28 protein-coding genes and 1 pseudogene are annotated in these 22,130 nt (G+C 45.9%); 2 read left to right on the top strand and 27 right to left on the bottom strand.

The genetic code is table 11. The features are described from left to right. Positions 1 to 601 precede the first annotated feature (601 nt). Positions 602 to 716 (bottom strand): annotated as a pseudogene (locus AAC855_RS21710) (KilA-N domain-containing protein); the annotation flags it as partial. A 125-nt stretch (positions 717 to 841) separates the two neighbouring features. Beyond that, positions 842 to 1,336 carry a hypothetical protein gene (locus tag AAC855_RS20010; RefSeq protein ID WP_340611906.1) on the bottom strand — a complete coding sequence of 165 codons (495 nt, stop codon included), beginning with the start codon at positions 1,334 to 1,336 and terminating at the stop codon, positions 842 to 844. A 122-nt stretch (positions 1,337 to 1,458) separates the two neighbouring features. Here AAC855_RS20010 and AAC855_RS20005 point away from each other — a divergent pair, with 122 nt between their 5' ends. Further along, positions 1,459 to 1,914, top strand: coding sequence for a hypothetical protein (locus AAC855_RS20005; RefSeq protein ID WP_340611904.1), 456 nt, complete (start codon positions 1,459 to 1,461; stop codon positions 1,912 to 1,914). Between the two features lie 127 nt (positions 1,915 to 2,041). On the opposite strand, the gene AAC855_RS20000 is transcribed toward AAC855_RS20005, so the two are convergent. The 5 genes from AAC855_RS20000 to AAC855_RS19980 all read right to left on the bottom strand — a co-directional run bounded on the left by AAC855_RS20000 (position 2,042) and on the right by AAC855_RS19980 (position 6,619). After that, complete coding sequence (locus tag AAC855_RS20000; RefSeq protein WP_340611902.1) at positions 2,042 to 2,479, bottom strand: type II toxin-antitoxin system YafO family toxin; 438 nt, start codon at positions 2,477 to 2,479, stop codon at positions 2,042 to 2,044. Positions 2,480 to 2,482: 3 nt separating this feature from the next. Continuing rightward, a complete protein-coding gene (locus AAC855_RS19995) occupies positions 2,483 to 3,040 on the bottom strand; it encodes a hypothetical protein (protein WP_340611900.1) in 558 nt (185 codons plus the stop codon). Between the two features lie 262 nt (positions 3,041 to 3,302). After that, entirely contained in the window at positions 3,303 to 5,813 is a 2,511-nt protein-coding gene (locus AAC855_RS19990) for a transglycosylase SLT domain-containing protein (RefSeq protein WP_340611899.1), read from the bottom strand. Between the two features lie 66 nt (positions 5,814 to 5,879). Further along, positions 5,880 to 6,116, bottom strand: coding sequence for a hypothetical protein (locus tag AAC855_RS19985; protein WP_340611898.1), 237 nt, complete (start codon positions 6,114 to 6,116; stop codon positions 5,880 to 5,882). A 131-nt stretch (positions 6,117 to 6,247) separates the two neighbouring features. Further along, the gene (locus tag AAC855_RS19980) at positions 6,248 to 6,619 is read right to left on the bottom strand and encodes a hypothetical protein (protein WP_099125859.1); all 372 of its coding nucleotides are present in this window, start codon (positions 6,617 to 6,619) and stop codon (positions 6,248 to 6,250) included. A gap of 129 nt (positions 6,620 to 6,748) precedes the next feature. Between AAC855_RS19980 and AAC855_RS19975 the strand changes: the two genes are divergently transcribed. Beyond that, positions 6,749 to 7,246 carry a hypothetical protein gene (locus tag AAC855_RS19975; RefSeq protein WP_340611896.1) on the top strand — a complete coding sequence of 166 codons (498 nt, stop codon included), beginning with the start codon at positions 6,749 to 6,751 and terminating at the stop codon, positions 7,244 to 7,246. A 16-nt stretch (positions 7,247 to 7,262) separates the two neighbouring features. Here AAC855_RS19975 and AAC855_RS19970 read toward each other — a convergent pair whose 3' ends face one another. The 20 genes from AAC855_RS19970 to AAC855_RS19875 all read right to left on the bottom strand — a co-directional run bounded on the left by AAC855_RS19970 (position 7,263) and on the right by AAC855_RS19875 (position 21,657). Then, on the bottom strand, positions 7,263 to 7,742 hold the full coding sequence (locus AAC855_RS19970; RefSeq protein WP_340611894.1) for a hypothetical protein: 480 nt from the start codon (positions 7,740 to 7,742) through the stop codon (positions 7,263 to 7,265). Between the two features lie 53 nt (positions 7,743 to 7,795). Then, positions 7,796 to 7,957 carry a hypothetical protein gene (locus AAC855_RS19965; RefSeq protein ID WP_169926669.1) on the bottom strand — a complete coding sequence of 54 codons (162 nt, stop codon included), beginning with the start codon at positions 7,955 to 7,957 and terminating at the stop codon, positions 7,796 to 7,798. 47 nt (positions 7,958 to 8,004) lie between these two features. After that, on the bottom strand, positions 8,005 to 8,418 hold the full coding sequence (locus tag AAC855_RS19960; protein WP_228859672.1) for a hypothetical protein: 414 nt from the start codon (positions 8,416 to 8,418) through the stop codon (positions 8,005 to 8,007). Continuing rightward, positions 8,418 to 8,867 carry a phage tail fiber protein gene (locus tag AAC855_RS19955; protein WP_340611893.1) on the bottom strand — a complete coding sequence of 150 codons (450 nt, stop codon included), beginning with the start codon at positions 8,865 to 8,867 and terminating at the stop codon, positions 8,418 to 8,420. Before AAC855_RS19955 ends, AAC855_RS19960 begins: the two co-directional genes overlap by 1 nt. Before the next feature lie 13 nt (positions 8,868 to 8,880). Then, entirely contained in the window at positions 8,881 to 10,338 is a 1,458-nt protein-coding gene (locus AAC855_RS19950; protein ID WP_340611891.1) for a DUF3383 domain-containing protein, read from the bottom strand. Positions 10,339 to 10,347: 9 nt separating this feature from the next. After that, positions 10,348 to 10,833, bottom strand: a complete 486-nt coding sequence (locus AAC855_RS19945; RefSeq protein WP_340611890.1) for a phage neck terminator protein — start codon at positions 10,831 to 10,833, stop codon at positions 10,348 to 10,350. Continuing rightward, positions 10,821 to 11,201: a hypothetical protein gene (locus AAC855_RS19940; RefSeq protein WP_340611889.1), complete on the bottom strand. Its 381-nt coding sequence runs from the start codon at positions 11,199 to 11,201 to the stop codon at positions 10,821 to 10,823. Before AAC855_RS19940 ends, AAC855_RS19945 begins: the two co-directional genes overlap by 13 nt. Positions 11,202 to 11,240: 39 nt before the next feature. Beyond that, entirely contained in the window at positions 11,241 to 11,999 is a 759-nt protein-coding gene (locus AAC855_RS19935; protein WP_340611888.1) for a KilA-N domain-containing protein, read from the bottom strand. Between the two features lie 187 nt (positions 12,000 to 12,186). After that, the gene (locus AAC855_RS19930; protein ID WP_340611887.1) at positions 12,187 to 12,657 is read right to left on the bottom strand and encodes an HK97-gp10 family putative phage morphogenesis protein; all 471 of its coding nucleotides are present in this window, start codon (positions 12,655 to 12,657) and stop codon (positions 12,187 to 12,189) included. A 3-nt stretch (positions 12,658 to 12,660) separates the two neighbouring features. Beyond that, positions 12,661 to 13,074 carry a DUF4054 domain-containing protein gene (locus AAC855_RS19925; protein WP_340611886.1) on the bottom strand — a complete coding sequence of 138 codons (414 nt, stop codon included), beginning with the start codon at positions 13,072 to 13,074 and terminating at the stop codon, positions 12,661 to 12,663. Beyond that, entirely contained in the window at positions 13,074 to 13,427 is a 354-nt protein-coding gene (locus tag AAC855_RS19920) for a hypothetical protein (protein ID WP_340611884.1), read from the bottom strand. The genes AAC855_RS19925 and AAC855_RS19920 overlap by 1 nt, the downstream gene beginning before the upstream one ends. Positions 13,428 to 13,496: 69 nt before the next feature. Continuing rightward, positions 13,497 to 14,510, bottom strand: coding sequence for a major capsid family protein (locus AAC855_RS19915; RefSeq protein WP_340611882.1), 1,014 nt, complete (start codon positions 14,508 to 14,510; stop codon positions 13,497 to 13,499). A gap of 78 nt (positions 14,511 to 14,588) precedes the next feature. Further along, positions 14,589 to 15,077, bottom strand: a complete 489-nt coding sequence (locus AAC855_RS19910) for a structural cement protein Gp24 (RefSeq protein ID WP_340611881.1) — start codon at positions 15,075 to 15,077, stop codon at positions 14,589 to 14,591. Between the two features lie 9 nt (positions 15,078 to 15,086). Next, entirely contained in the window at positions 15,087 to 16,349 is a 1,263-nt protein-coding gene (locus AAC855_RS19905) for a DUF2213 domain-containing protein (RefSeq protein WP_340611880.1), read from the bottom strand. Between the two features lie 3 nt (positions 16,350 to 16,352). Continuing rightward, a complete protein-coding gene (locus AAC855_RS19900) occupies positions 16,353 to 17,153 on the bottom strand; it encodes a phage head morphogenesis protein (protein WP_340611879.1) in 801 nt (266 codons plus the stop codon). Next, positions 17,041 to 18,603 (bottom strand): DUF1073 domain-containing protein, encoded by a 1,563-nt coding sequence (locus tag AAC855_RS19895; protein WP_340611877.1) that lies wholly within the window; start codon positions 18,601 to 18,603, stop codon positions 17,041 to 17,043. The genes AAC855_RS19900 and AAC855_RS19895 overlap by 113 nt, the downstream gene beginning before the upstream one ends. Before the next feature lie 8 nt (positions 18,604 to 18,611). Continuing rightward, entirely contained in the window at positions 18,612 to 20,057 is a 1,446-nt protein-coding gene (terL, locus tag AAC855_RS19890) for a phage terminase large subunit (protein ID WP_340611876.1), read from the bottom strand. A gap of 198 nt (positions 20,058 to 20,255) precedes the next feature. Further along, positions 20,256 to 20,714 carry a terminase small subunit-like protein gene (locus AAC855_RS19885; RefSeq protein WP_340611874.1) on the bottom strand — a complete coding sequence of 153 codons (459 nt, stop codon included), beginning with the start codon at positions 20,712 to 20,714 and terminating at the stop codon, positions 20,256 to 20,258. A 9-nt stretch (positions 20,715 to 20,723) separates the two neighbouring features. After that, complete coding sequence (locus tag AAC855_RS19880) at positions 20,724 to 20,903, bottom strand: hypothetical protein (protein ID WP_340611872.1); 180 nt, start codon at positions 20,901 to 20,903, stop codon at positions 20,724 to 20,726. A gap of 223 nt (positions 20,904 to 21,126) precedes the next feature. Continuing rightward, entirely contained in the window at positions 21,127 to 21,657 is a 531-nt protein-coding gene (locus tag AAC855_RS19875) for a Rha family transcriptional regulator (RefSeq protein WP_340611870.1), read from the bottom strand. Positions 21,658 to 22,130 lie beyond the last annotated feature (473 nt).

Here is a 22,130-nt window from a genome sequence, read left to right as displayed (position 1 = left end):
CCTAGCTGTCCTACCAGTTCGGGGCTTCGCCATTTAAAGCGACATCATTTATTACGTAACTGTAACCTTTTGTAAATATTTACATCCTAAATTTGGGAAGCGGCTCGAAAATTAGACTAATCAATCGATTTAAGATTGGGAATCGGTTGCATACCCTTAATAACATTGATAGCTTGATTGTTCGCTCTTCGCCTTCCGTGGCTTAAATTCCTTAACAACTACTTGTTTGTGATTGAAAACCTAGCCATCTTGGGATGATGCCACTGTGAACCACGCTGTTCAGCCTCCGCCATCATTTGGCGTAAAGCCTTTTCGAATGACTCTTCATGTACAACTGACATCTGGATGACCTGTCCACCCGGTGCAACATGAGGTACTTTTTTGTGAGGAACCGACCAAGCCATGACTAACTGTCTACTCTTGGCATCACTCAATCCATAATTAGCTTTCAGGTAACTGTAACCCTGATAACCAACGGGGATAGTGCCTTGCTCCATTTGTTCTACTTTCTGTTCAATGACAGAAATTCTCTTTTCGCTACGGACAGCATTTGTGGCAATAGCTGCGATCATTTCCATTTTTGATAATTGAGGTTGTGTAGTCAGTTTGCCGGTGCGGTAATCAATGAAGGTTTGGTTTACTTGAAGTTGGAATGAAGGGCTTATCCAACCAGCATAGGAAACAGCGAGAAGTTCATGAGCAAAAGTTCCGGGAGAAATGCCACCCAAAATAGTGATGATTGATTTTTGACCACTATGCATATTTGCATATCGCTAGGTAAGGTATAGTCCAGATTTGGACTTTAATGATTTTAAAAGAAAAAGCCCCGTAGGGGGCTGTATTAATCAACTTTAATACCACAATCTGAGATAAATTTATTCACAGCTTTTGTTGAGTTTTTAATGTCACCTTTCCCGGAATGCTTCATGTCTATATTAGGGTTTGTTATTCCAAACATGAAGTTAGATTTGGCGTTTCTTAGCTGGGAGAGGATTTTTATAATTTCGCTTTTTTCGCTACTAGTTACCGCCATAGTATCCTTGTTTCTTCTCTCCATAACTGCATTAAATTTAACAATAGGATTGGAATCTACCTTGAATATAAGGTTCATTGGCGTTCCGCTTATTTCGTCTTCTGTTATTTTATCATCCTCCAAATACGAGATAGATAGTTCCCCGTCTTCACAATCAAAAGCGATAGCAGATGATGAATTAAATAATTGCCCTATCATAAATGCTTTTTTTTCATTGAAAATATTTTCATCAGATTGCGTAAACCACATCGCGTTAGCAATGCTAGGCACTAAAAATAAAACAACGGCAAATTTTCTTAACATTCATCACCTCATGTAATAATTAGTTTTCTCCAAGTATAACCATCATGTTCAAATAAAACACAGGCTAAATAAATTAGTGTTATGCTGTAGACATAAAATCAACTAATTTGAGGTGCAATGTAATGAGACCAATAAAAGCCGCACTCCTTATAATTGCCACTGTAATGGCATTACCTTCTCTGGCAGCAGAGAATAAAAAATATGAGTCTATGTTTAATGCCGGTAATGGCTTCTACATGAATATTGATAACGGGAAAATATATGGTATTTACTATGTTCCCAAGCCACTTAACGGGGTTGATCCTTGGTTGAACTGTTCCAACCCAGTAACGCAACGAGTTACTGTTATTTCTACTGGGCCAGATGACAGTACTGTAGATACCTTTAGGGTAAAAACTAGTAAGGGTGATTATGAGACATTTGATATTTCTCCGATCTATAAAGACATTCCAAATTTTGCGTATGGCTATATTCGCCTTCTAATAAAACAAGACGCTAAATTAAAATTATCCGTCCGTATCTGCGGCAGTGGCGGCTTCCCTACCTTTGAATCCGTCGAACCCATTAAACACTCTTAAGCTAAGCGGAGATTCCCGCTTAGCCCATTGATGTCATAATCTGAGAAAGGCTCAATCTTGCCGCCTCGCCTGCATCCGTTACAGTTCCTGTTACCGTATTGGAAAGTAAAAACCCGCGCGGGGCGGGTTAATTATTGTCTCTGAAATCTTGAGCTATTCTTGCTAGATAACCCATTATCTTAGGATTCCTGGCTCTACCGTGGGCATCAGGGTGCATTATTGCTAATAAGGAATATTTGTATTCTTCCAAAAGCCCTTGAACGTAAACCAAACAAGCATCGTTTTTAGTGTCACCTGATTTACAAGTTCTATAATACTGAACTCTGTTCTTGGGGAATGCGTCAGGCGGAAAACAAAGATGAATATGCATCAGACATGATTTATATGCAGCTTCTGGTTGAGTATAAGCGACATCACGACCAAAATAATCGGGAACTTCTCCAGTCTCTTTATAATGCTTAAAGTCTTGCAATATAGCTTGCTCAAGATCTGGATGCTTAAGGAAGACGTCATCAAAAAAATCTTTCCTTGTGTATTTGTTTATTGATACGTCCACTTGCTCCATTTATCACCCGGTAAATGAATAATTTTCAGACTCAATCTTTTTAGTTGTATAAGCAGCCAGTTCTGATAGCGCAGCTTTATTTATGTCACTTTTATAAATAGTAGGCAAAGTAAACAACTGACGAGAAAAGTCATTTAACCGCACTATCTCAAACCTGGCTTTTGCCACGGATTTAAGATAGAGCCGTATTTCTTGTTTTTCTTCATCAGGTCGGTTTTGCTTTAACATGGCTTTAAGCCCCTGCTCAAACCCTTTTATTGTGGTTTCACAGGCTTTATTCATTTCCAAGTCGTTTTGAATCATAGTTCCACGGACTTGGCTTTCATCAAGGCTCAGAAGATTTAGATAATAATCACTGATTTCATTAGCTAATAAATCAATAGTTTTTCTTCTTTCTTGATATTGAGTTTTTAACTCATCCAGACTACAGATAGTCTTACCTACATTAAACATACTGCGTTCGTCCCCTGAATCCACTGGCTCAGCAGCAAATGAAGGAACTGTTAACGCGCCTCCAAATAAAACTCCTGCTAAACAACTTCTTAGTAGTGATAGATTCATGACGTTTTACCTTATCAAATAGTTGATCATAGTGAGTCACAAACAGTCATAGAGTGTCACTAAGTATCACTATATGATACATTACTTAATCTTACAACCACCGACAAACGGCAATTAGCGACTTATATAAGCACGATTGAGGAAGATGGGAGCAAGTTAAACGCATACTTTAGAAAGATGGGGGCACATTGCTATCATTTTGTATTAAATGTTATACATGTAGCAAAAATCGAATTAACCCTCCGTGGCCTACCACCAGCAATCAACTCATTGACGATACTAGCTGAGACAAACTTGTCCTGATTGCCTCCCCGCCGTCTGATACAGTGCCTTTGACTGTGTCTGAGTTTGAGTAAACATTAACATTACCATTCATATCTACTTTAATGTTAGTCGTACCACCCATAGGCATACTGCGTATTCTTTCAGTTTGGGCAAGGAACTCATGAGGTGCGCTCATATCCATGTTTGGGATAATTGGTTGATTCATTCTTGCTTGGAAGTCAGAGATTGACTGAGCAATACCTTGTGCCTTCCGGTTGTTTTGTTCCTTAGTCATGAGTTTTTTGACTTTGGGAATATATTCGCGTGTCTGTTTTGGCATGTTATTCATACCATGTTCGCGCATTTTTCCGCTTCCCCAATTATACCCAGCCAGCATTTCATCTAATTTACCACCAAACTCTTTCGATAAGTTTCTTAACATTTTGGCGGCAGCATCTGATGATTTATACCAATCAAAAACATCATCACCTTTTAGCCCATATGCTGCGGCAGTTTTCGGCATAAATTGAAACGGTCCTTTCGCTGTACCAGAGGCAGTCTCTGGGCCAATAGAGAACCGATTACCCGATGACTCAGTCGTAGCAATAGCATACAACAATCCTGCTGGCAGCCCCTCCTTCTTCTCAAGCTCCATAAAATATCCTCTCATGGCATTGAGAGCAGCCTGACCTTTTAGCTTATTGGCATTCGGGGCGACACCGTTTAATTCATCAAGAGTCATTTCACCGCGCTGAACTTTGCGTTTGCGTCTGTCGAGATCAGGATCGCCTGTTGGGATATCTAGGGTGGTCGGGGTAATGTGGTGGCCCTGTCCTATGTCTTTTTGATGTTTTCGGGCTTCTTCCCTGTCATAGAACCATTCACCATCAGAGGTTCTGAAAACACCATACCTGTTCATTAGCTCCCATGCGCCATCCCATGTTAAAAATGGCTCTGCATCCTTTTCTTTTTCCTTAATTTTGTTGTACAAGTGCGTCCCTACATCTACGCCATTTTCCTTAGCCTCTTTTTTAAGGTCATCAATGCGACCATAAGAATCTAAGGCTACAGCAGCAACACCCGCGCCTATAGCCAGCCTGCCTATTCCCTTAAGACCTCTGCCTACCTTACTGAAAGCGCCTAAAATCTTACCCACCCAACCAATAGCAATATAAGCAGCCAGTCCCGCAAAGGCTGTTTTAAGAAGATTAAGCTCACCATTAGTATCAGTGAACCACTTGCCAATCGTTGTCCCTTTGAACCATTTTTCCAGCTTCTCTAGCTGCTCCATGATCCAGACGAATGACTTGTGCATTGCGCCCCAGTCAAAGAACGAATCCTTGCCTTCTTTCCAGCCTTTGTAATCGTCATAGAGAAGCCATAACGCAGCAATAAAGGCAAAAATTAAGCCAGTACCAGTGATTAACGGAGCAAACAGAGCTAATACCGCTAAGGCCGCTCTTGCAACAACAGGGATTAAAGTGATACCGATAACCGCAGCCATTCCCTGAAATAGTGTTATGACTGTCTCCCGATTCTTATTCAGATAATCAAGAAACCCCGTCACCATCTGAGACAGTTTCAGTAAGCGCGGTATCAGGTAATTCGCCACCAGCGTTTTCAGTCCTTCCCATTGTTGGCTGAGGACGGCGTTTTGTTCCCTGAGCTTGCGGTTAAGTTCCAGTTCTTCTTTAGTGGAGATAACAAGGTTCTTCTGTGCATCCAGACGTTTCTGAACAGCCTCTTTACCTTCAAGCAATAGATTGATTGTTCCGTCATCCAATCCCATGTGTTTACCGATGTTATAAGCTTGTGGGCGTGGCATCTTGGACATGCTGTCAGCCATATCTAACAGAATGTCATCCAGACTGCGGAGTTGACCTTGTGAATCCATTACAGCCACTTCCAATGCATTAAAATAAGTCAGAACCTGCGCATCACCTACAGTCACCAAATCCCACAGTGACTTACTTAAACCTGACATCGTGGCTGCCATACCATCAGCGCTACCGCCCGTCTGTTCTGCTGCATTCTGCCATTTTTTAATGGTCTCCGCGCTCATACCGAGGTTCTTACTCAGAAAGTAAATCTTGTCATTGGCGCTTGATATTTCACCAATCAGTTTCGTAAGTCCTGTCGAAACAAAGATAGTGGTAAACAGTCCGGCTAAGGCTTTGACTGCACCGTTTATCGCCTTGTCCCAGTCCTGCGTTTTCTCTGTCGTCCCTTTGATATTATCGGAAAAATTCAAGACAACATTGGATGTATTTTTGGCTGACTTCCCCACGTTATCGGTGGATTTAGCCAGTTTTTGGTTAGACTGTTCAAAGTCTGTGGTACTGCCTGCGGCTTCGTTCACCCCATCAGAGAATTTCACTACCGCAGTGGACGCACCACCAGCCTTTTTATCCAGATCATCAAGCGCTCTGGTTGCCTTGTTAGCATCACTGGCAAAGCCGTTCATATCCAGTTTGAGTGAAACAAGCAATGTATCGACGAGGGTAGCCATTTAGCTCTCCTTTGGGCGTAAAAAAACCCCGCATTGAGCGAGGCTGGTTTTTGGTGGTTAAATTGTTTAATCCATTGATGGTGGGAAAATGCCAAAATCAGATGCAGCAAATGGGAGTGATAGCATTGGCAATAAAAATAACAGAGCACATATTGAATATATAATTTTCCCAGCTCTACCAGTTTTCTTTCTACGGGCCATAAATATGAAAACAGCTACCATTGGAATGGAAATAAACCAAAAAGCCCAGCCAAATATACCCAGCCACACGATATTAAAAAGCATTTCTTCCAGTAAGGACATGCATATTCCCTTATGAATTCATTGTCATTCCCCGAAATATATCAGTAATTCCATCCGTTCACTATTACCTTAATTAGAGTAATATTTATTAGTATATTGACTAACTGGATAGCTTCACTTTATTAATCTAATTAACCATTACAAACTACGGGGATTTGACCATCTTTAGGTAAGTTGGCTCGCCTGATATCAATCATATTGGCGACCAACTTTATAGCTTGATCAAAGGTAATACCTTCTTCTTTTGCTAACTCCGATATTACTATTTCAATCCCGCGCACTTTTAAGCGTTCGCGTTGACTTGACCCAACTCTGCCATATTCACTGTCTGAATCACAAAGTTTTGAAAAACCCCTCACTATACTTTCAGCCAGATTCTCCAGTCTGGCTGTTTGTTGCTCTTTGCATTCATCATCAACTGAACCTGACTCGCGAATAGCAATCGTTTTATACGTTTCAACTGCTGCGGCTCTCACATCATCTGGTAATTTTTCAAATTTCATTATTCTTCTCCCGTTATTGGTTTAATGTGTCTGCATATTTAACCACCTCAGACGGCAGTGGTTTTGCTACTCCCCAGCAACAAAATCGATTATGATTTAATCACCCCAGCGAACAAAAAGAGAAAATAAATGGCAACGCTGAAAGAGAGACATCTTATGATTATTCGCGCACTAAATAACCCTGACAGGCCATTACAACCTATCAGTGATGAGAAACTGAATCTTTTGGGTGATATGTTAGGCTGGGATCAAATGGCTGACGACACTCGCTATTTGATGAATATTGGGTTAATTAACCCTGATGCCGTGGGTTTTAGCTTTGACGGTCGCTACACCTTTCGCACGGATTTTATGGCATTGACCGCAAAGGGGTTCGATTATGCCAATGTGGATACTATTGGCAGTGAATTAAATGCCGTTACTATCAAGATCCACAAAAATACCCTTGAGCAGATTGAAACTATCATTATGTCTGCCAATTTACCTGAGTCAGAAAAGAAAACCCTTTTGCAATTGCTGAAAGAAAAAGGCGCTGAATCTGTCGTAGGTAAATGCGTTGATACCTTATTCGCTAACGCAGGCACGGTGTCACAAGTGCTCTCTGAGCTGGCAAAAAGTGTACTTTAAGCCCGTAACGGGCTTTTTATTCCCCCATCCGGTTGCACTTGCCCAGTACTGCATTCACCGGGCTAAACGCATCGCTACTGCTTAGCGCAGCTATCACACCGGCTTTTTCCGTGCCAATCACATACGCAAAATTGTTGTCATCTCTGGCGACATGATAGCTCACTTCTGACGGACTTCTTGAGCCGGTTCCCAGACTGGTGCTCACATATCCCCATGAACCTGACGGTCTCGCATCAAAAGCCATGCCCGGATGCAGATCAACACCAATGTACTTACCGTCTTCATCCGTACCGACATTCATCATGGCTTTCGGAAAGTAACCGGACGGAAAGCCCTTGAGATTTTGTGCATCCTTAAAGATATAAGCGGGGTACATATCACAGAAATAGTTACCATCCCGGATAGCCAGCTTACCGTCCTCCCCTGTATACACACCACTGTCTGCCAGTAACGTACACGGAAATAACAGTAAAGCCGCAGCGATTTTCTTGAACATCGGACACCTCACAGCAAGATAACCTGCGTTAAGTATAGCTTTTCTGCCTGAGTTTAAGGGTGTTTGCCTTCCATCTCTTCCTTGAGACGTTTGTTATACTCACTGGCCTGACCGATTTCTATCAGGTTCATGGCAGCCTCAAGACCGTAGACCGTGGCTAACTCATGGTAACTGGCATAGCCGGCGGTCACGACCTGAAAGACCACGCTAGACACATTCACGGTCTCCGCCAGTACCCCGGCTTTCAGCGGCAGCCCGGCCTTTAGCTGTTCAAGTCTGAGCCACCGCCTTGTGTGAAAAAATCGATATGAATTGCCAGCGCTTCCTTACGCAACAAGAACAGGGTCTTCACATCCCGGATATCGGCATTAAATTCAATGGCACGGGCATTGCCGCCGGATGGGACGATTTGTACGCAGTCCAGCAGTTCATTCAGCAGCGGAATACCGTCTTCCGCCCGGATGTTCGCCAGTGCCTTGATCGCCACATGCGCCATCGCCATCATGCCCATCTCAGGCCGGATATCACCAATATCAACACCGCCGTTGGCAATCGTAAACAAGGCGCGCATCGCCCAGTCATCGGCTTTGACTATCGGCATTTCCGTAATCACAAAGGTCTTCCCTGCATCACGGCCTGATTCAATAGTGATAGTTTTGGAGTTTAACAGTGACATTATGCGATTTCCTCTGCGCCGTTGGTGACCATGTTGAATTTGTAGCTGGTGCCGTCCAGTAATTTTTTACCACTCGCACCTCCGGTCAGGCTGATTAAGCCCCCCGTCCCTGTGTAGCGTTTTTTGATGGAAGGCATCTCAATGATGATATCGATATAGCGTGATTCCATATTACTGTTGAAATCCTTGCGGATATTTTCCAGTACCTGTGTTGAGGGGCTGTTTGCCTCCAGATACAGTGTCCACGGCGTTTCATGGGGGATGTAGCCGATAGACTGTTTACCATCGACCCCTAACCGGGTTTCCCCGATAGTCACTTCACCGAATTCCCATGCGTTATCCGCCTGAAAGCCCTGAATCGTGACGTAATCGTCATAAACGCCCTGACACCGCAACATCAACACCGCATTGGCAGAGGTGATTGTGAGGGGGTTATGTCCCATTGGCATGATGGTTTACTCCTTACTGAACATTGATAGAGGGAAGCGTGACCTGTTGGACGCTACCACCGTCGGCATACCAGAGCTTCAACGGCAAAGAGCGGCGAAGTCCGCGTGTCTGCGCAGTCGCTTCACCAATGCGCAAGCACCATCCCTCGGTTTTTATTTGGGTCGCGGCATCAAAGCCCGCCTCATTGTTAATTTGCTTTTTCTGCTGCTCTGACAATGCAATCCCGCGTTGGATAGCACCAAAGTTCAGCATCTGGTCAATCGGGTCTTTGATAGCCGCACGGTGAATAGCTGCGCCGTTATCGTTGTAGGGAATGTTTTTGAAATTCGCCAGCATGGTCATGAGCGCAAGCTGCAACTGGCTGTTCAGGTAGATCTGATTAACGTAGCTGTCCAACCACTTGAACTTACCGGATACTGACCCCGGATAGGCAAAGATAAAGCGGTCATTCGCCGTACCGTAAGCCCCGTAAAAATTGAATTTCAGGCGCAGTAACTCATCCGCCAGTGCTTTGTCATTGACAGAGGGTTTCAGTCCTTCCTGACGGCGGAAGGCAAAGTTAGTCCGCCCGTTCAGCTCATCAAAGCTCAGGCAGGCCGGATAACCACAGACAAACGCGCCGTGCGTGTGATCACCAAACATCAGGTGCGTGCCGCCAATATCCGATTCGATAATGGTATTAGAGATAACTTCCAGCACGACTTTCTCACTGCTGTCGGAATACAGTACATGGAGATAACGATCACCTTGTAATGTCACCCATCTACCAATCGCGATTTTCTCGTCCGTACTGAAATTACCGAGTGCCATTACCGAGACAAAATTACTGGTCTCTTTGGTAATACGGGGCAGCAGTTCTTCAATGGTATCGGCATTGATACCGTCGTTTTTCTGTGCGCCTGTGTCTTCGCTCAGGCCCATGTAATCGGCTAAATCCCCGGTGCCAAATCCAATCGTACCGTCGCTGCCTTTCTTTGCGCCCTCAATGGAGAAGGTACGGCTACCGGAGTCATACTTACACACCCCTGCTTTGGCGAGTGATGCCGATACCGCTTCTGCCAATGCAGAATAAGACTTGATATTGTCAGGCGTAATAGTGACCACCTGACGTTTCCCGTCAATCTCCAGCGCCAATCCTTGCGGAACGTGGTTAAAGTCACGGACGGGCATTTTGCTACCTACGAGTTTAGCGGGTTGGTCACTGGTCATCATGGACGCGATATACAGTGTTTCAGGCCGGGCTGTGGCGCCGACAAAGCCCGCAAAATACCACTGTGCCGCTTCATGCTCTTTAGATTTTGCACCAAAGATATCAGCGACCTGTTCAGCATCGCCAAAGGCTTTTACACCCAGCATCGCATTAGGTGTTTGTTTGGTAATAAACAGCGCGTTCAGTGCCAGAGGATTTCCGCCCGTGCCAACGACACCGGGCAGGACACTGACAATGTCACTTGCCGGAATAGTGTTCATGGAGATTCCTTAAATAGAATTGAGATCAAGAGAGAATGAATCAGTGTTATCCACTGAATAGGTGATTTCAGGGTTGTATTGCAGTTTCACTTCAAGCATCACGCGGTTTTCATACTGGTTCGCTTCGTTGACCAGCACCATTTTTCGCGGTGCCTCACTGTAGAGGGGCTGGCATTTTTCAAGCCGAGCCGTGGTATAACTGGACTGCCAGAGGTTAGCGACTACCCTTGCCCGTGAGTCAGCCTCCTCGCCGTAAAAATCTAACTGCATGGACAGCTCGACAGAACGCTGTGCTGTGATGGCTGAGGCTTCGTGATGGTAGTAATTAGCGGTATAGTCAATATCGCGCTCAAACAGAACGTGCATGACAATACCACTTTCAGGCACTGGCACGTCATTCTGATAGCCTTGCATCACATCACATGAAAATAACGCAATAAGGTACTTTCGCACCTCGGTAAAAATATCGCCATGTGTGACTGTTATTGTCGCCATAGCAGCACCTTGACCCATGTCGGGTAAGATTCAATCACCTGAGTGACATTCCACTCAGAGACTTCATTTTCCCCGTAAGCGGCAAACCTTATCCGGTCAGACCCTTTCTGCTTGGCGCGCCGGATAGCGGAGATTTGCCCCCGGGCATAAGCGTAGATGTATTGCCCCTGCTGGTTAATCACCCCCAGATGTTCTAAATCCTGCGTACTGAGACTTTGAAGCTGCACGGTGATGTCATGCTCGGTATATTTGGGGATCTGCTTGCCGGAATCTGTGACCGCGTAGCCCTCATTTGTGCGCAGAACCGCACTGATATTCGGGTTAACGGTGGTAATGAGGTTATTGGCGATAGTTCTGACATTAATCATTTCTCACCTTTTCGGGTATAAAAAACCTCCCGAAGGAGGTTACGCTACACTTGAGTAAATTAACTTCATTTGACCTTTCACATTAAATGCCGCTGTGCATCGGGCTTCAAAATCTTTGTAATCGACACAGCTTTTTGCAATGTGAGTGATCGCCGTCATTTGCGCCGCAACAGCATCTAAAGCGTCGTCTTTCAGATATTGATGAATCTTATCTTTACTATCTCTAGCGGATTCTTTGGCTGCCTCATAGACATAATCAGGCAAAGCAATACCATAAACCCATTTGGCGGTAATCTGTCCAAACAATGCAGGACTTCCGCCAACATGCCCAAAATAAGGCAGACCGGTCATCTTGGATAACGCCTGATAATATGGCTCTTGGAAGCGTTTTTCCCACGTCGTAGCCTCCTGATAGGTTAACAGCCCGATCACCTGCTCTTCTGTTAAAGTCAGGTTCTGAGCCATCAGCATATTTTTGATATGCCTGTCACAGGCTCTGGCAAACTTAGGTGACAACCAGCGGGCAAATTCGATAACTAACTCAGGGTGGATCCACGTACCGCCGTGGCGCCCTTTTCTTACCTCAACTAAAAGGTGAGAAATCTCACCTTTAGAATTTATTGCTTGAATATCAATCTCTTCACCAATTTCTTTGGCATACTCTTTTGTTGAATCCAGCCTCAACCAATCAAGTGTTCTCTTGCCGAAGTGTTGAGCAGCAAAAGTGGCGTTCACCCAGCAATCATTGTTAAACGGAAACAATTGTTTGTCATATTCCATTGGAATTATTTTTATCATCGTAGGATACCTTCAGGTGATAGAGTCTGTTCACGCAGGAATGAGCGACCCAAGACGGTACGATGACAACCATCGCCCAACCTCAGACTCTATCCCTCAAGACTCTTGGTATTTGCGCTCGTGATAGCGCCAGAAATAAAAAACCTCCACAAAGGAGGTTATTAGTTTGAATTTGATACCGGGTTTGTTATTCCCCGCCTTTAATAACTTCGTAATCAATTGCTCGTTGCATACTGCCAGTATCCACTAGCGTCTTATCGGGCGAGGCGATCCCTTTTTTCGCTTTTCTGGCGACCGTTGCCGGGGCATTAGGAGGCGGTAATGACTGTTCGATACTGTCTTTGATATCATCGGCCATTATCTTACCTACCGTTTCAAATGCGGCTTCAATCCCGCCTGATTCCTGTATGCGTCCTCGGAGTTGAGCACCAAGCACCCGACCCCATTCATCGGACTGATTGGCAATGGTACCGCGCATAAAAGGACGTGGTGGAATATTACGGGTGCCGTATTCGTTAGCCGCCGCATAAGGGGCGATAGGTTCACCGGTCTTTTCGTTAGTGGCACCTGCCAATACTCCCGCACGAACCTCAATGGATTGCGTACCCGCAAGGAGTGCTAATGCGGCCCTGATTTTATCCCCACCTTTCATCACCATGATTCACCCCCAAGGATGATAATGTTTTACGGCTGAGTATCGCCCGCCAACCACATACTTACGGGTCGCCTGCCAGTACATTTGTCCGCACGGCGTGAGCTTAAACCACGATGCATTGGCGGCATCCGGCACGGCAAACGAAACACTGACCGAACCTTCTGTCGCACTGGTGGCTGGGCCTGCCTGACCGTTATTCCCCCAGAGCGCTACCGTAGCAATATGACAGGTCAGCAGATACAGTAAGGTCTTGCGTTCCTGTGTGCCGTCAGGCTCATAGGGAATAGCCGAATTATCCGAGTTATCGAGCAGTAAGCAGGCCACATCAAACGCCTGCTGTAGCTGTCCTTTCGTCAGGACACCGGCAAAGCGGGGATACAGTTCAAGGAAGGCGCCACTGTCAAAGGTGACGATTGCCATTAGGCGCTCTCCTTCACCGGCTCCGTGGCTGTTTTGCTAGTATCTACAGGCTCGCGCCCGTGGCGCAGTTCTTTTTTCTCGCTGGCTTTATCGTTGGCACTGGTCGTTTTCTCATCCCAGACACACAGCTGGTTTTTGAAGATTTCCATCTCGCCATAATGCGTCAGGATGTAATCCCATTTGTCCGCGTCTACTCGCGTTTCACCGAATAGACCTACGGGGAGCTTTCCTTTTTCCTGCCCAAAGAGATAAAAGGCGTTCCCTTTCAAAACCACACTGGAACCGTCCGGCATGGGAAATTCAATACCATGCGGATGATTCAGGCGGACACTCACGGTTTTTCCTTTTGACATACTGCTTTTCTCCGATATAAAAAAATGGCCTCCAGAGAGACCATTAAATGTTGTTGTATTGTGTCAGGCTTAAATGCCTGTCATTTGCGCAATCGCCGCAGGGATTCGAATCACTGCACCATAAGTGGTTGCCGTGAATTTCTGCGAGAAAGAAGATAAATCAGGCACAATACGACCTGCCCGCATTTTTTCCCCGAAACCCAATAAACCCGTCTCCATGCCCGCAACTTTCGGGGCGATGAGCTGGATAGTCTCACCACTTGGCCCGCCCAGTTGCGGCAGACTCACCAATTTGAGATTACTGAAGTAGGTTTCCAGCATTTTCATCACAGAAACGTTAAAGTCTGTCGCATCCCCCAGCAACACGCGGGCAGATGGTGAGATAGTCATGATCAGTTCATCACGCTCTGACACCAGACCGCCTGTTTGACTCACCAGCCGAGCAAACAGGTTCAGGATATCCCGGTAACGCTGTTGCGTGGTTTTATCTGCCCACTTGGTAGAGCTTTTTTCACCGACTGGGGCCGCGGCAATAGCCGGATTTAAATTCGGGTCATTCAGTACACCGTAAATCTCGCGGTCTTTGACTCCCAGCAGATAAAACTTATTGCTATCAATATCAATAATCGTCGCGGCGGCGCGTTGCTTATCGGCAGCCAGATTGATTTTCGCCTCAGAAGCCATGTCCGCTTCCAGATCACCGTATTGGGTCACCGTCTGAAAACGGTACTGTTCACGGGTATGCCACTCGTAGTTCGTGCCAGATGTCCCGGAATGCCCGAAATCCGAGTAAGCCGCCGTGTTACCTGTGACCTCATTAGCGCGCCACTTCATATACGGTGTGGTCCAGTCGCCGCGTTTCTCTTCGCTGAACACCTCACGGGCGTTACGTATCGCAGTCAGGATCTCAATAATCGTCGGGTCAACATAGGCCAGCAATTCAGCGGGAACAGTGGAGTTTGGCGAGGTAATCAGTGCCGCATCCTGAGCCAGTCTCGGTATACTACCGGGCGTGATCCACTGACGGGCGCCATTAAAAATAAAGCCGTATTGCTTGGCTTGTTCAAAAGAAATATTACTCATTGGGTTCTCCGCACGCATGACAAAGCCCACCCGCTATTTCAGAGTGTCGCGTCATGCGTGAATAATGTCAGTCAGGAATCAGGCGGTCTGCCAGTTCGAGATGATGGCGAGGTTGCTGTCGGCGTCGTAGTATTTGACTGTCCAGCTCGTTTTAACATACCCGTCAAGGGTCGCTTTCGCATCGGCGGTTTGAATGCTACCGTCAGTGGTGGATGCAAAGACAGCCTGATCAATAGCCACGTTCTGATTACTGGGCGCGCACCAGAAATCACCCCGTACCGCAACGGTTACATCCGTTTGATCAGGGATATCCATCGCACCCGGCGATATCAGATTATAGTTGTAGTACGCCAGTATACGTTCCACAAAGCCCACCGGGGCATCTTTACCGGTTGTGGAGGCTTTCACTTGCCTGAACGGATCTGTACCCGCAAAGACGAAATGCCCGATGGTGATATCCCCTTCTGCCCTTGGGTTACCCTGCGTATAAATCACCGGGTTTTGCGTGGCCCTGTCACCGGGCACCGCCGGAGCATAGTACAGGCCGACCTGTTTTTGTAATGCCATAATAGCCTCTTAAATTTTGATGTTTTTTAAGCCTGCGAAGGGACCTTCCAGACTACTTGGAGCGGCATCCATCACCGGATTTTGAGTAAATGGCGATGGCTTTTGCGCTGCCAGCACATCGACCATGCCCTTATACGCGCTCTTGTCGTATTTTTTGGGATCATAGCCTTTGTTTTTCAATGCATGGGCATAAATCGCTTCGGCACTGTCAAACGCCATGACATCGACCTCACCCACCAGCGAGCGGACTTTCTGCCCGGCTTCATTAAGCGCCCGAAAATGGGCTTTCGCCTGCTCAACCGCCTGATGACGAATCGTATTGGCATCCATCGTAATGTTGGGTTTGCGGTCCATTGCCGGTGACTCTTTCTTGCTCTCGCCGGTATTTTCTCCGGGGGGATTATCATTCACTGGATTAGGTTTTTCCTGACCATTATCACCAACCGGCGCGGTGACTGGTTCACCTTCTGCCAGTTCATGCGCAAACTGCATCCCACTGATAAAGGTCTGTACGGCAGCTTCATCATCCGTGGCCAACTCCAGTTCCGTCATCTTTTCTTTGACGGCATCATTATCTATCGCAAACTCTGTCGGTTTCTGATTCTCCGTAGACTGAGCCTCATTCGGGTTATCCTGAGTGATAGGACCCTTATTTTCTGCACTGTTCGGTGCGGTATTTTCCTGTGACATTGCATGTTCCTGTAATTGAGACGGCTTGCCGTCATGTACAAAGACATCGGGGCCAGCCCGACCTTCTTTAACCAGTGCCACATGATTTCCGCGAAGATGACGCATCACGAAGTCATAGGCAACACCGTTAAACTCACCTGATGTAAAGTCAGGCTCAAAAAAATAGCCGCAACTGAGTTCCTTAAGTGATCCATCCTGAATGGCATCAATTGCCATCCGGTCGGTTACGGTTAATGCGTTATCCAGATAGGGTGGTTCCCATACTGGCGTTGTGCCGATAGAGCCTACCCGCAATTCTTTTAATGGCTGTTCGGCGCTGTCCTGTTCATGACGATAAAGTAGCGGGATACCGTTAAACGTGGCCTTGGCCTTTTCCAGTTCATCGGCGGGACGATAACCGAAATAAAGCCTGTCTGGGTCTAATGCCAGCGTCTCCCAGCCGGGAATTTCCCGCCCGACATAAGGTACAACCTGTTCTTTAGTCAGATGCGTCTGTGAAACGTGGAGGTAGCCGTTGGCATCAATGCGTCGTCGGCTCCCCTCGTCAAAGACGACAGAGTTATTTTCTTTCAATGTAGGCATAGATTAAGTATTTCCAAATTGAGGAATAACAGGCCGGAAATCACACTTACAGTTAATCAACTCACCGGGCTGGATATGACGCTGCACGTGCGAGTCGTAACCCCCCTCACTCAACATGAATCGCTGCCCGTTCATGCTGATATGTGATTCGCGATAGGATTTACTGCCCCCGGCGCGGTGTATCCAAATCCCCTCAGTAATCCCCGTTGATCGGCAACGCTCCCGGGCAATGGCATTGGTGGCTTTAGCGTTCTGGTCTCGGGCAATGGTTTTAGCTCGGTTTTCTGTCAGACGATAGCGTTCTTTCAGCTCGGCTTTCAGAAAGCCAATATCCCGCCCGTTAACCACACTTTGCTGCACTAACGTTTGTACCTGTGTCAGATACTGTTCAGGAATGGAGGTAATCAGACTGACCTGCTGCTCGTACAGGCTGTCTAACACATTCTGTACTGCGGGTGTGACGCGCATATTGACGGTGATACTGTCTGCTTTCAGTTTGTTTTTGACTGAATGTGACGCATAGGTATTGGCCCGGTTGACAAACCAGACAGCGATTGACTTCGCCATCTGCCCAAACTTCGTATTCCATCGCCCTTTGATGGCAAAGAGTTTTTCCGTTAATTCTTTGGCAGGTGAGGCATCACCGACAATCTCCGGTTGCTGGCGTTTGTATTCAGCAGATAGCCAATAATCAACCGAATTCGCCATCTCCTGAATTAAAGCCTGCATCCGGCGGTAATATTCCTGCTCCAGCCCCGCGTTGGGGCGTGTAGAGCGGCCCGTTTTGATTTTCTTCTTCCCCATAGTGACCCTCTGGAACGTTATCAACATCAATGCCGAAATAGTCGCTGTCAGGATCGGCAGATAAGCGCTGCCTGACCTCTTTTTCCGAAATCACCCCGGTATCAATCAACGAAACATCACGGTCGGTCTTCATTTTCTGAGTTTCCGCTGCGGCTTTGGCGTCATCCTTATTTAAATCGACAAAATCGAAAGTGACAGATTGCGTCAATCGGCCCAAGGTGACGACCTGAAGGATATTTAGTGCTTTTTGCAGGCCGGTACGGAAGATTTTCTCTTGCTGGCTTTTCACATGATCATTGTAATTACGGATATCACTGTCCCCGGTGGCATTAAAACCGCTGGGTGAGATACCTAATGATTTAACCGCTGGAGTCCGGTTTATCACGACAATCAATTCCAACATCTGGCGAACAATATCAGTCACACCCGACAGCGGCGTTTCCAGCTTCACAATGTCTTCCATTTCCTTATCAATCGCCAAAATACCATCATTGGAGCGATGCCGAGCCAGATACGCCAATCGTCCATCCAATCCTTTAGTGGCATTAGGGTTAGTCAGAATATCTTCCATATTGGTTTTTAACGCCGTGAGCGAGAACTTCTCCAGCAACCGTGCGGCGGAGGTTCGACTGTCCTGAAAATGGATCACATAGTCATACAGCAACTGCGCCTGTGGCATACCCATAAAGTTATAACTGGGCTTGAGCAATATCGGCACTTCATTACCACAGATGCGGATGAGTCGTGAGGCATGAACCTCTTTCCCTAATACCCACCACGTATCCGGGCTGAAATAGCGAGGACTGAGCGGATCAGTACTTTCGTATCGACCGGGAAAAATATTAATCGGCTCCACCAGCACAAAGCGTTTTAAGTTTTTCAGCTCTGCTGACTTTTCTGAGATATCCAGCGGCACCAACAATTGGGTGTCAGATGCGCCAGTATCAATGAATATCAGACAACCACCAAAGTAACCGTTAAACTCCGCCGCTTTGTGAAAGACATCTTTGACCTTGAAATCAATCAAGGCGTCTTCAATGGCCTTCTTATCTTCACTGCTGTCACCCTGACCGTCAATCTCCACGGCTTTGATCTCTATCCATTCCCGCGTCATATCATCGACGACAGTTTCAATACACGCCCGAATTAGCCCATTTTGGGTTAATGATGACAGTGCGGCATAGCCCATAAAGGACGGGCCCATCGCATAACCTTGACCATGTTCCCATGCATGCTGAATAAGCGTGTATGCGCCTGAGGCGCTGAGGGCACTGTCCATTGCCAACGCCGCTGCTTTGGGTGCGCCTAATGTTTTTGCCGGACCATAAATGTCTTTAATTTCTTCATAAGTGAGGATGTACTGCCCTGACTCCAGCTTTTCTGCTAGGGTTTGAGACAATGCCAATCCCCGACGAGGCTTTATCGCCTGACGCTTTTGTTTTCTTGCCATAGTGATTTTTACCAACGAGTAGCGTGACGTGAATTGCGCATCGCCTGATTAATAATTTCCTGATTCATACTGATACCGCGTCGTTTCTGATACAGGTCGCGTATGGCCTGTGTCATGCAGTCCACCACGTCATCATGAGCACCAACAGGGAATGTGGTAATTTCATTGACAGCATCTACAACCCACGGCGCAATGTCTTTATGGGGTAAGAAAATATTGCCTGCTTCCCATTCAGCGGTAACTGCGTGAGCACGGGCAATCTTACTTCCGTCCGGCTCGATTGGAATCAGACCTGATACCGTACTTTTGAGTGAATCAATCACCGCAGGACCATTAGCTTTATCTTCCACCAATTTACGGCGACCTTCGGGGAAGTCTGCTGATTGCTTCTTAACGGCTTGCAGGGTCTCAGTGAACGTCATCCGTGCACGTGTTTGATGTAATAAATAGGAATTCGCCCCTTTCTTGCCCCAAACCTGACCAACCACGTAATCCGTCCCCTCACCGTCTTTAAAGGTCATATCCCAGCTATGGATAACTTTATCGAATTTCTCTGGGAGGTCTTTCAGCAAGTAATAATTGACCCAGTCTTCCTTGAAAATCGTACCACCGGACGGTTTTGGCGATTGCTGATACATGGCTGACCAAAAGTAATCACCAAACAACGCCTTCTTTTCCAATAAAGAATCAATCGGGTGGAGTTCAGGCACTAATGCCTCACCGTGCTCATTAATGGCAGGGAACGCCAGCACCCTTGCTTTTGAGCTGGATTCAATGACCTTGCCGGATAAGTCATCCGTTGCCCAGCGAGTCGCCATAATGATCTCCCCGCTGTTTTTTGACAGACGGGTTTTGAAAGTGGAGACATACCAGTTCCAGATGGCATTTTTCGTTGTTGGGCTTAAGGCTTCTTTGGCGTTTTTAATCGGATCGTCAATAATACCTAAATCAACGCGCTTTCCCGTTAATGGCCCGCCAACCCCTTGACTGATATAAACCCCTTTTCTACCGACAATTTCGAATGTTTCTGAATTGCGTTTAGCCTCTCTTTCAATCGTTACGACGCGGCGCACATTCAGTGCTGATGCTGGAAATAAACGAATGTACTCTTCACTCATCATAATGCTTTGTACGTCACGGTTCATATCAGAGGCCAAGTCTTTACCGTAGGACAGCCCGGCAACCCGTAAATCTGGGTATTTACCAAAAAAGTAAGCTGGCAGGTAACGTGAAACAATTTCTGATTTACCATGCTGTGGCGGCGCACCCAGTATCAGTATCGGGCGTTGTCCGTTCATCATATCCAGCAGGAATTCATCTAAGGCCGCACAAACCTGACGTGAAAAATTACTGGTAATATATTCAGGATTTATGTACTGGATGAACTCATGCAGACTGCGCCGGGCAATCTCTCTTTCGATAGCCTCATCCAGCATTGCATTATCGATATCCATGTCAGTGCCCAAAGTGAGAAAAATACGCGGTTCGAGCTAAAATCACGGTGAAATGATTTTCACGTTTTTGATAACAAATCAGCAACAAATAAAAGCCCGAAAATTAGACAGAAGAGTGAGACTTTTACCCGTTTAAGGTAACATTTTGATTGAGTTGGAAAGTGGCGATTCCGATAAGATCCATTATGTTAAATAGAGCTATTTTTCACGATTTTTTCTCAATGCCTGCAATTGCTCAAAAGTCAGGTGACTGAGGTCAATATTATTCGGGGTCATAGTTCCATCACTCGACTTGTGATCAATTTCCTGCTTCACCAGTTCGCCATACTTCTTGGGCGCAACCTTCGTAATGAACCACTTGCGCGTATCAACCCGTAATTTTGCTTTCGCCACTTCCGCCGGATCAGCGATGCAATCGTCAGCAATCTCCAGCGTTTCTTCAATTAAAGTTTCCGCCTGAACCTCGCGTGCGTGCGCGTATTGGTCGCAAAAATCTTGATGCTCACGCAACCAACGAAAGATTGTGGACTTGTTTGGCATTCCCGGACGCTTGCAAATGCTTCTTAAACTTTCACCGTCGGCAAGCAATGCGCATATATCATCAGCCACCTCCGGTAAATAATCAGAGGGGCGACCAACTTTGTTTTTAGCCGCCATTTCCTTTCCTTACTTCGATAATTCACAAGCCATCTTCATGACCTGCTCTAATTCTTCGTTATTGAGTCCGTAGTATCGCTTGAGTTTGACGATATCCAGCAACATCTTAGCCTTGGCCTCTTCTTTAGGAGCGATATCAGGCAAAGGTCTGATCGGACGCAGTCCCGGTGGTATCTGGTGCTCAGGCATATTTACCTCTCTTTGATTGAATTCAGAACAAACAACTGGCTCGGTTTATATATCACGCCATTTGAGCGAGACCCCACCCGCCTAAAACTTACACAAAACTCTATCAAGCACCCTTTTTAGGATGCTTTTTGGAATTAACCATTTGATTTTATTGCAGAGGACTTTTTTGTCCTTTGAGTATTTGATAGAAACTATAGGATTTCCTGTAGTTTCTTTTGATCTATTAATCCTCATCAAAAAGTAATTTTGGCTGCATCAAAGATAAAATTTGCTCATACTCCAACTCCAGTAACTTCTTCTCTTTCTTTCTATCGTTCATCATGCGACTACCCATTCGAGCTTTAATTTCAGATTTCGCAACTTTCAGAGCATGACGATGTTGTGCCTCTTCACCTAAGTCTCTCCATCTGTCAATTTGCTCCGCCATCCAGTTGAAAGCCTGAATGTAGTTAACCTTGATTAGCATTGCAGCTTTGCCAGTAAATCCCATGACAACCAACATGTAACCATCTTTAGTCAAGTTGAACATCGGCTGCACATCACCATTTTTATCAATGAAATCAGCCTCCTCAAAATTGAGGGCAGCAAAATCATCCGGGCATTCATCTCTAACCTGACGAATTTTTCTTAAAACGTTGTCATGCCGTTTGCCAAAATAGGACGCGATTTTAAGGCTCGTCGTGACCACCTTATCTTGTACGGCTGTTACCATTTCTTGGAAATCGAATGGAGGGATGACTATCACTTCTTTCATGGTTAGTTCCTTTTAGTGATAAACCTTGCGCTCAGGAATCACCAGCCCAAAGAGGGTTAACCAGACCACTACTGGCATTCCTCAAGGCTTATCCTGAAAGGTTCTTTGGTGTTTTTACGTCGAGCGAGACGCGGTGAAATTCAGATATAAAAAAACCACCACGGATGTGATGGCTTGGGGTATTCCTTTAGCCACTCAGGGAATGGGTAAAGGAATATTGGGTTGAGTTTCAAGTGTTAATCAATTGTTAAGCATTATTCGCTTGTTGTTATGGTGTCGTGGATTTATTACATTTCCCAGTTTTTGTGATAGTAACGAGGTGGAAAATAACTATGAAGAAATGTCTTCTTCTTTGCCTAGTGGCTGGTACGACGCTTTTCGCTTCAATGGGAACTTATGCTGCGATTTGTTCACATGAGACTGGTCAAAACTGGACAGCATGTATGGGGTGGTGCATGTTAAATAGTTTCGGT

This window comes from Xenorhabdus bharatensis (assembly GCF_037996705.1).
Classification (GTDB): domain Bacteria; phylum Pseudomonadota; class Gammaproteobacteria; order Enterobacterales; family Enterobacteriaceae; genus Xenorhabdus; species Xenorhabdus bharatensis.
Note: the sequence above shows the minus strand (reverse complement) of the source record. Positions and strands in the feature narration are given on the sequence as shown.

What these genes read in the sequence shown, in the direction of transcription:
- AAC855_RS20010 (WP_340611906.1), bottom strand. Translation starts at nt 1,336, where the DNA reads ATGTTAAGAAAATTTGCCGTTGTTTTATTTTTAGTGCCTAGCATTGCT.
- AAC855_RS20005 (WP_340611904.1), top strand. Translation starts at nt 1,459, where the DNA reads ATGAGACCAATAAAAGCCGCACTCCTTATAATTGCCACTGTAATGGCA.
- AAC855_RS20000 (WP_340611902.1), bottom strand. Translation starts at nt 2,479, where the DNA reads ATGGAGCAAGTGGACGTATCAATAAACAAATACACAAGGAAAGATTTT.
- AAC855_RS19995 (WP_340611900.1), bottom strand. Translation starts at nt 3,040, where the DNA reads ATGAATCTATCACTACTAAGAAGTTGTTTAGCAGGAGTTTTATTTGGA.
- AAC855_RS19990 (WP_340611899.1), bottom strand. Translation starts at nt 5,813, where the DNA reads ATGGCTACCCTCGTCGATACATTGCTTGTTTCACTCAAACTGGATATG.
- AAC855_RS19985 (WP_340611898.1), bottom strand. Translation starts at nt 6,116, where the DNA reads ATGTCCTTACTGGAAGAAATGCTTTTTAATATCGTGTGGCTGGGTATA.
- AAC855_RS19980 (WP_099125859.1), bottom strand. Translation starts at nt 6,619, where the DNA reads ATGAAATTTGAAAAATTACCAGATGATGTGAGAGCCGCAGCAGTTGAA.
- AAC855_RS19975 (WP_340611896.1), top strand. Translation starts at nt 6,749, where the DNA reads ATGGCAACGCTGAAAGAGAGACATCTTATGATTATTCGCGCACTAAAT.
- AAC855_RS19970 (WP_340611894.1), bottom strand. Translation starts at nt 7,742, where the DNA reads ATGTTCAAGAAAATCGCTGCGGCTTTACTGTTATTTCCGTGTACGTTA.
- AAC855_RS19960 (WP_228859672.1), bottom strand. Translation starts at nt 8,418, where the DNA reads ATGTCACTGTTAAACTCCAAAACTATCACTATTGAATCAGGCCGTGAT.
- AAC855_RS19955 (WP_340611893.1), bottom strand. Translation starts at nt 8,867, where the DNA reads ATGCCAATGGGACATAACCCCCTCACAATCACCTCTGCCAATGCGGTG.
- AAC855_RS19950 (WP_340611891.1), bottom strand. Translation starts at nt 10,338, where the DNA reads ATGAACACTATTCCGGCAAGTGACATTGTCAGTGTCCTGCCCGGTGTC.
- AAC855_RS19945 (WP_340611890.1), bottom strand. Translation starts at nt 10,833, where the DNA reads ATGGCGACAATAACAGTCACACATGGCGATATTTTTACCGAGGTGCGA.
- AAC855_RS19940 (WP_340611889.1), bottom strand. Translation starts at nt 11,201, where the DNA reads ATGATTAATGTCAGAACTATCGCCAATAACCTCATTACCACCGTTAAC.
- AAC855_RS19935 (WP_340611888.1), bottom strand. Translation starts at nt 11,999, where the DNA reads ATGATAAAAATAATTCCAATGGAATATGACAAACAATTGTTTCCGTTT.
- AAC855_RS19930 (WP_340611887.1), bottom strand. Translation starts at nt 12,657, where the DNA reads ATGGTGATGAAAGGTGGGGATAAAATCAGGGCCGCATTAGCACTCCTT.
- AAC855_RS19925 (WP_340611886.1), bottom strand. Translation starts at nt 13,074, where the DNA reads ATGGCAATCGTCACCTTTGACAGTGGCGCCTTCCTTGAACTGTATCCC.
- AAC855_RS19920 (WP_340611884.1), bottom strand. Translation starts at nt 13,427, where the DNA reads ATGTCAAAAGGAAAAACCGTGAGTGTCCGCCTGAATCATCCGCATGGT.
- AAC855_RS19915 (WP_340611882.1), bottom strand. Translation starts at nt 14,510, where the DNA reads ATGAGTAATATTTCTTTTGAACAAGCCAAGCAATACGGCTTTATTTTT.
- AAC855_RS19910 (WP_340611881.1), bottom strand. Translation starts at nt 15,077, where the DNA reads ATGGCATTACAAAAACAGGTCGGCCTGTACTATGCTCCGGCGGTGCCC.
- AAC855_RS19905 (WP_340611880.1), bottom strand. Translation starts at nt 16,349, where the DNA reads ATGCCTACATTGAAAGAAAATAACTCTGTCGTCTTTGACGAGGGGAGC.
- AAC855_RS19900 (WP_340611879.1), bottom strand. Translation starts at nt 17,153, where the DNA reads ATGGGGAAGAAGAAAATCAAAACGGGCCGCTCTACACGCCCCAACGCG.
- AAC855_RS19895 (WP_340611877.1), bottom strand. Translation starts at nt 18,603, where the DNA reads ATGGCAAGAAAACAAAAGCGTCAGGCGATAAAGCCTCGTCGGGGATTG.
- terL (WP_340611876.1), bottom strand. Translation starts at nt 20,057, where the DNA reads ATGGATATCGATAATGCAATGCTGGATGAGGCTATCGAAAGAGAGATT.
- AAC855_RS19885 (WP_340611874.1), bottom strand. Translation starts at nt 20,714, where the DNA reads ATGGCGGCTAAAAACAAAGTTGGTCGCCCCTCTGATTATTTACCGGAG.
- AAC855_RS19880 (WP_340611872.1), bottom strand. Translation starts at nt 20,903, where the DNA reads ATGCCTGAGCACCAGATACCACCGGGACTGCGTCCGATCAGACCTTTG.
- AAC855_RS19875 (WP_340611870.1), bottom strand. Translation starts at nt 21,657, where the DNA reads ATGAAAGAAGTGATAGTCATCCCTCCATTCGATTTCCAAGAAATGGTA.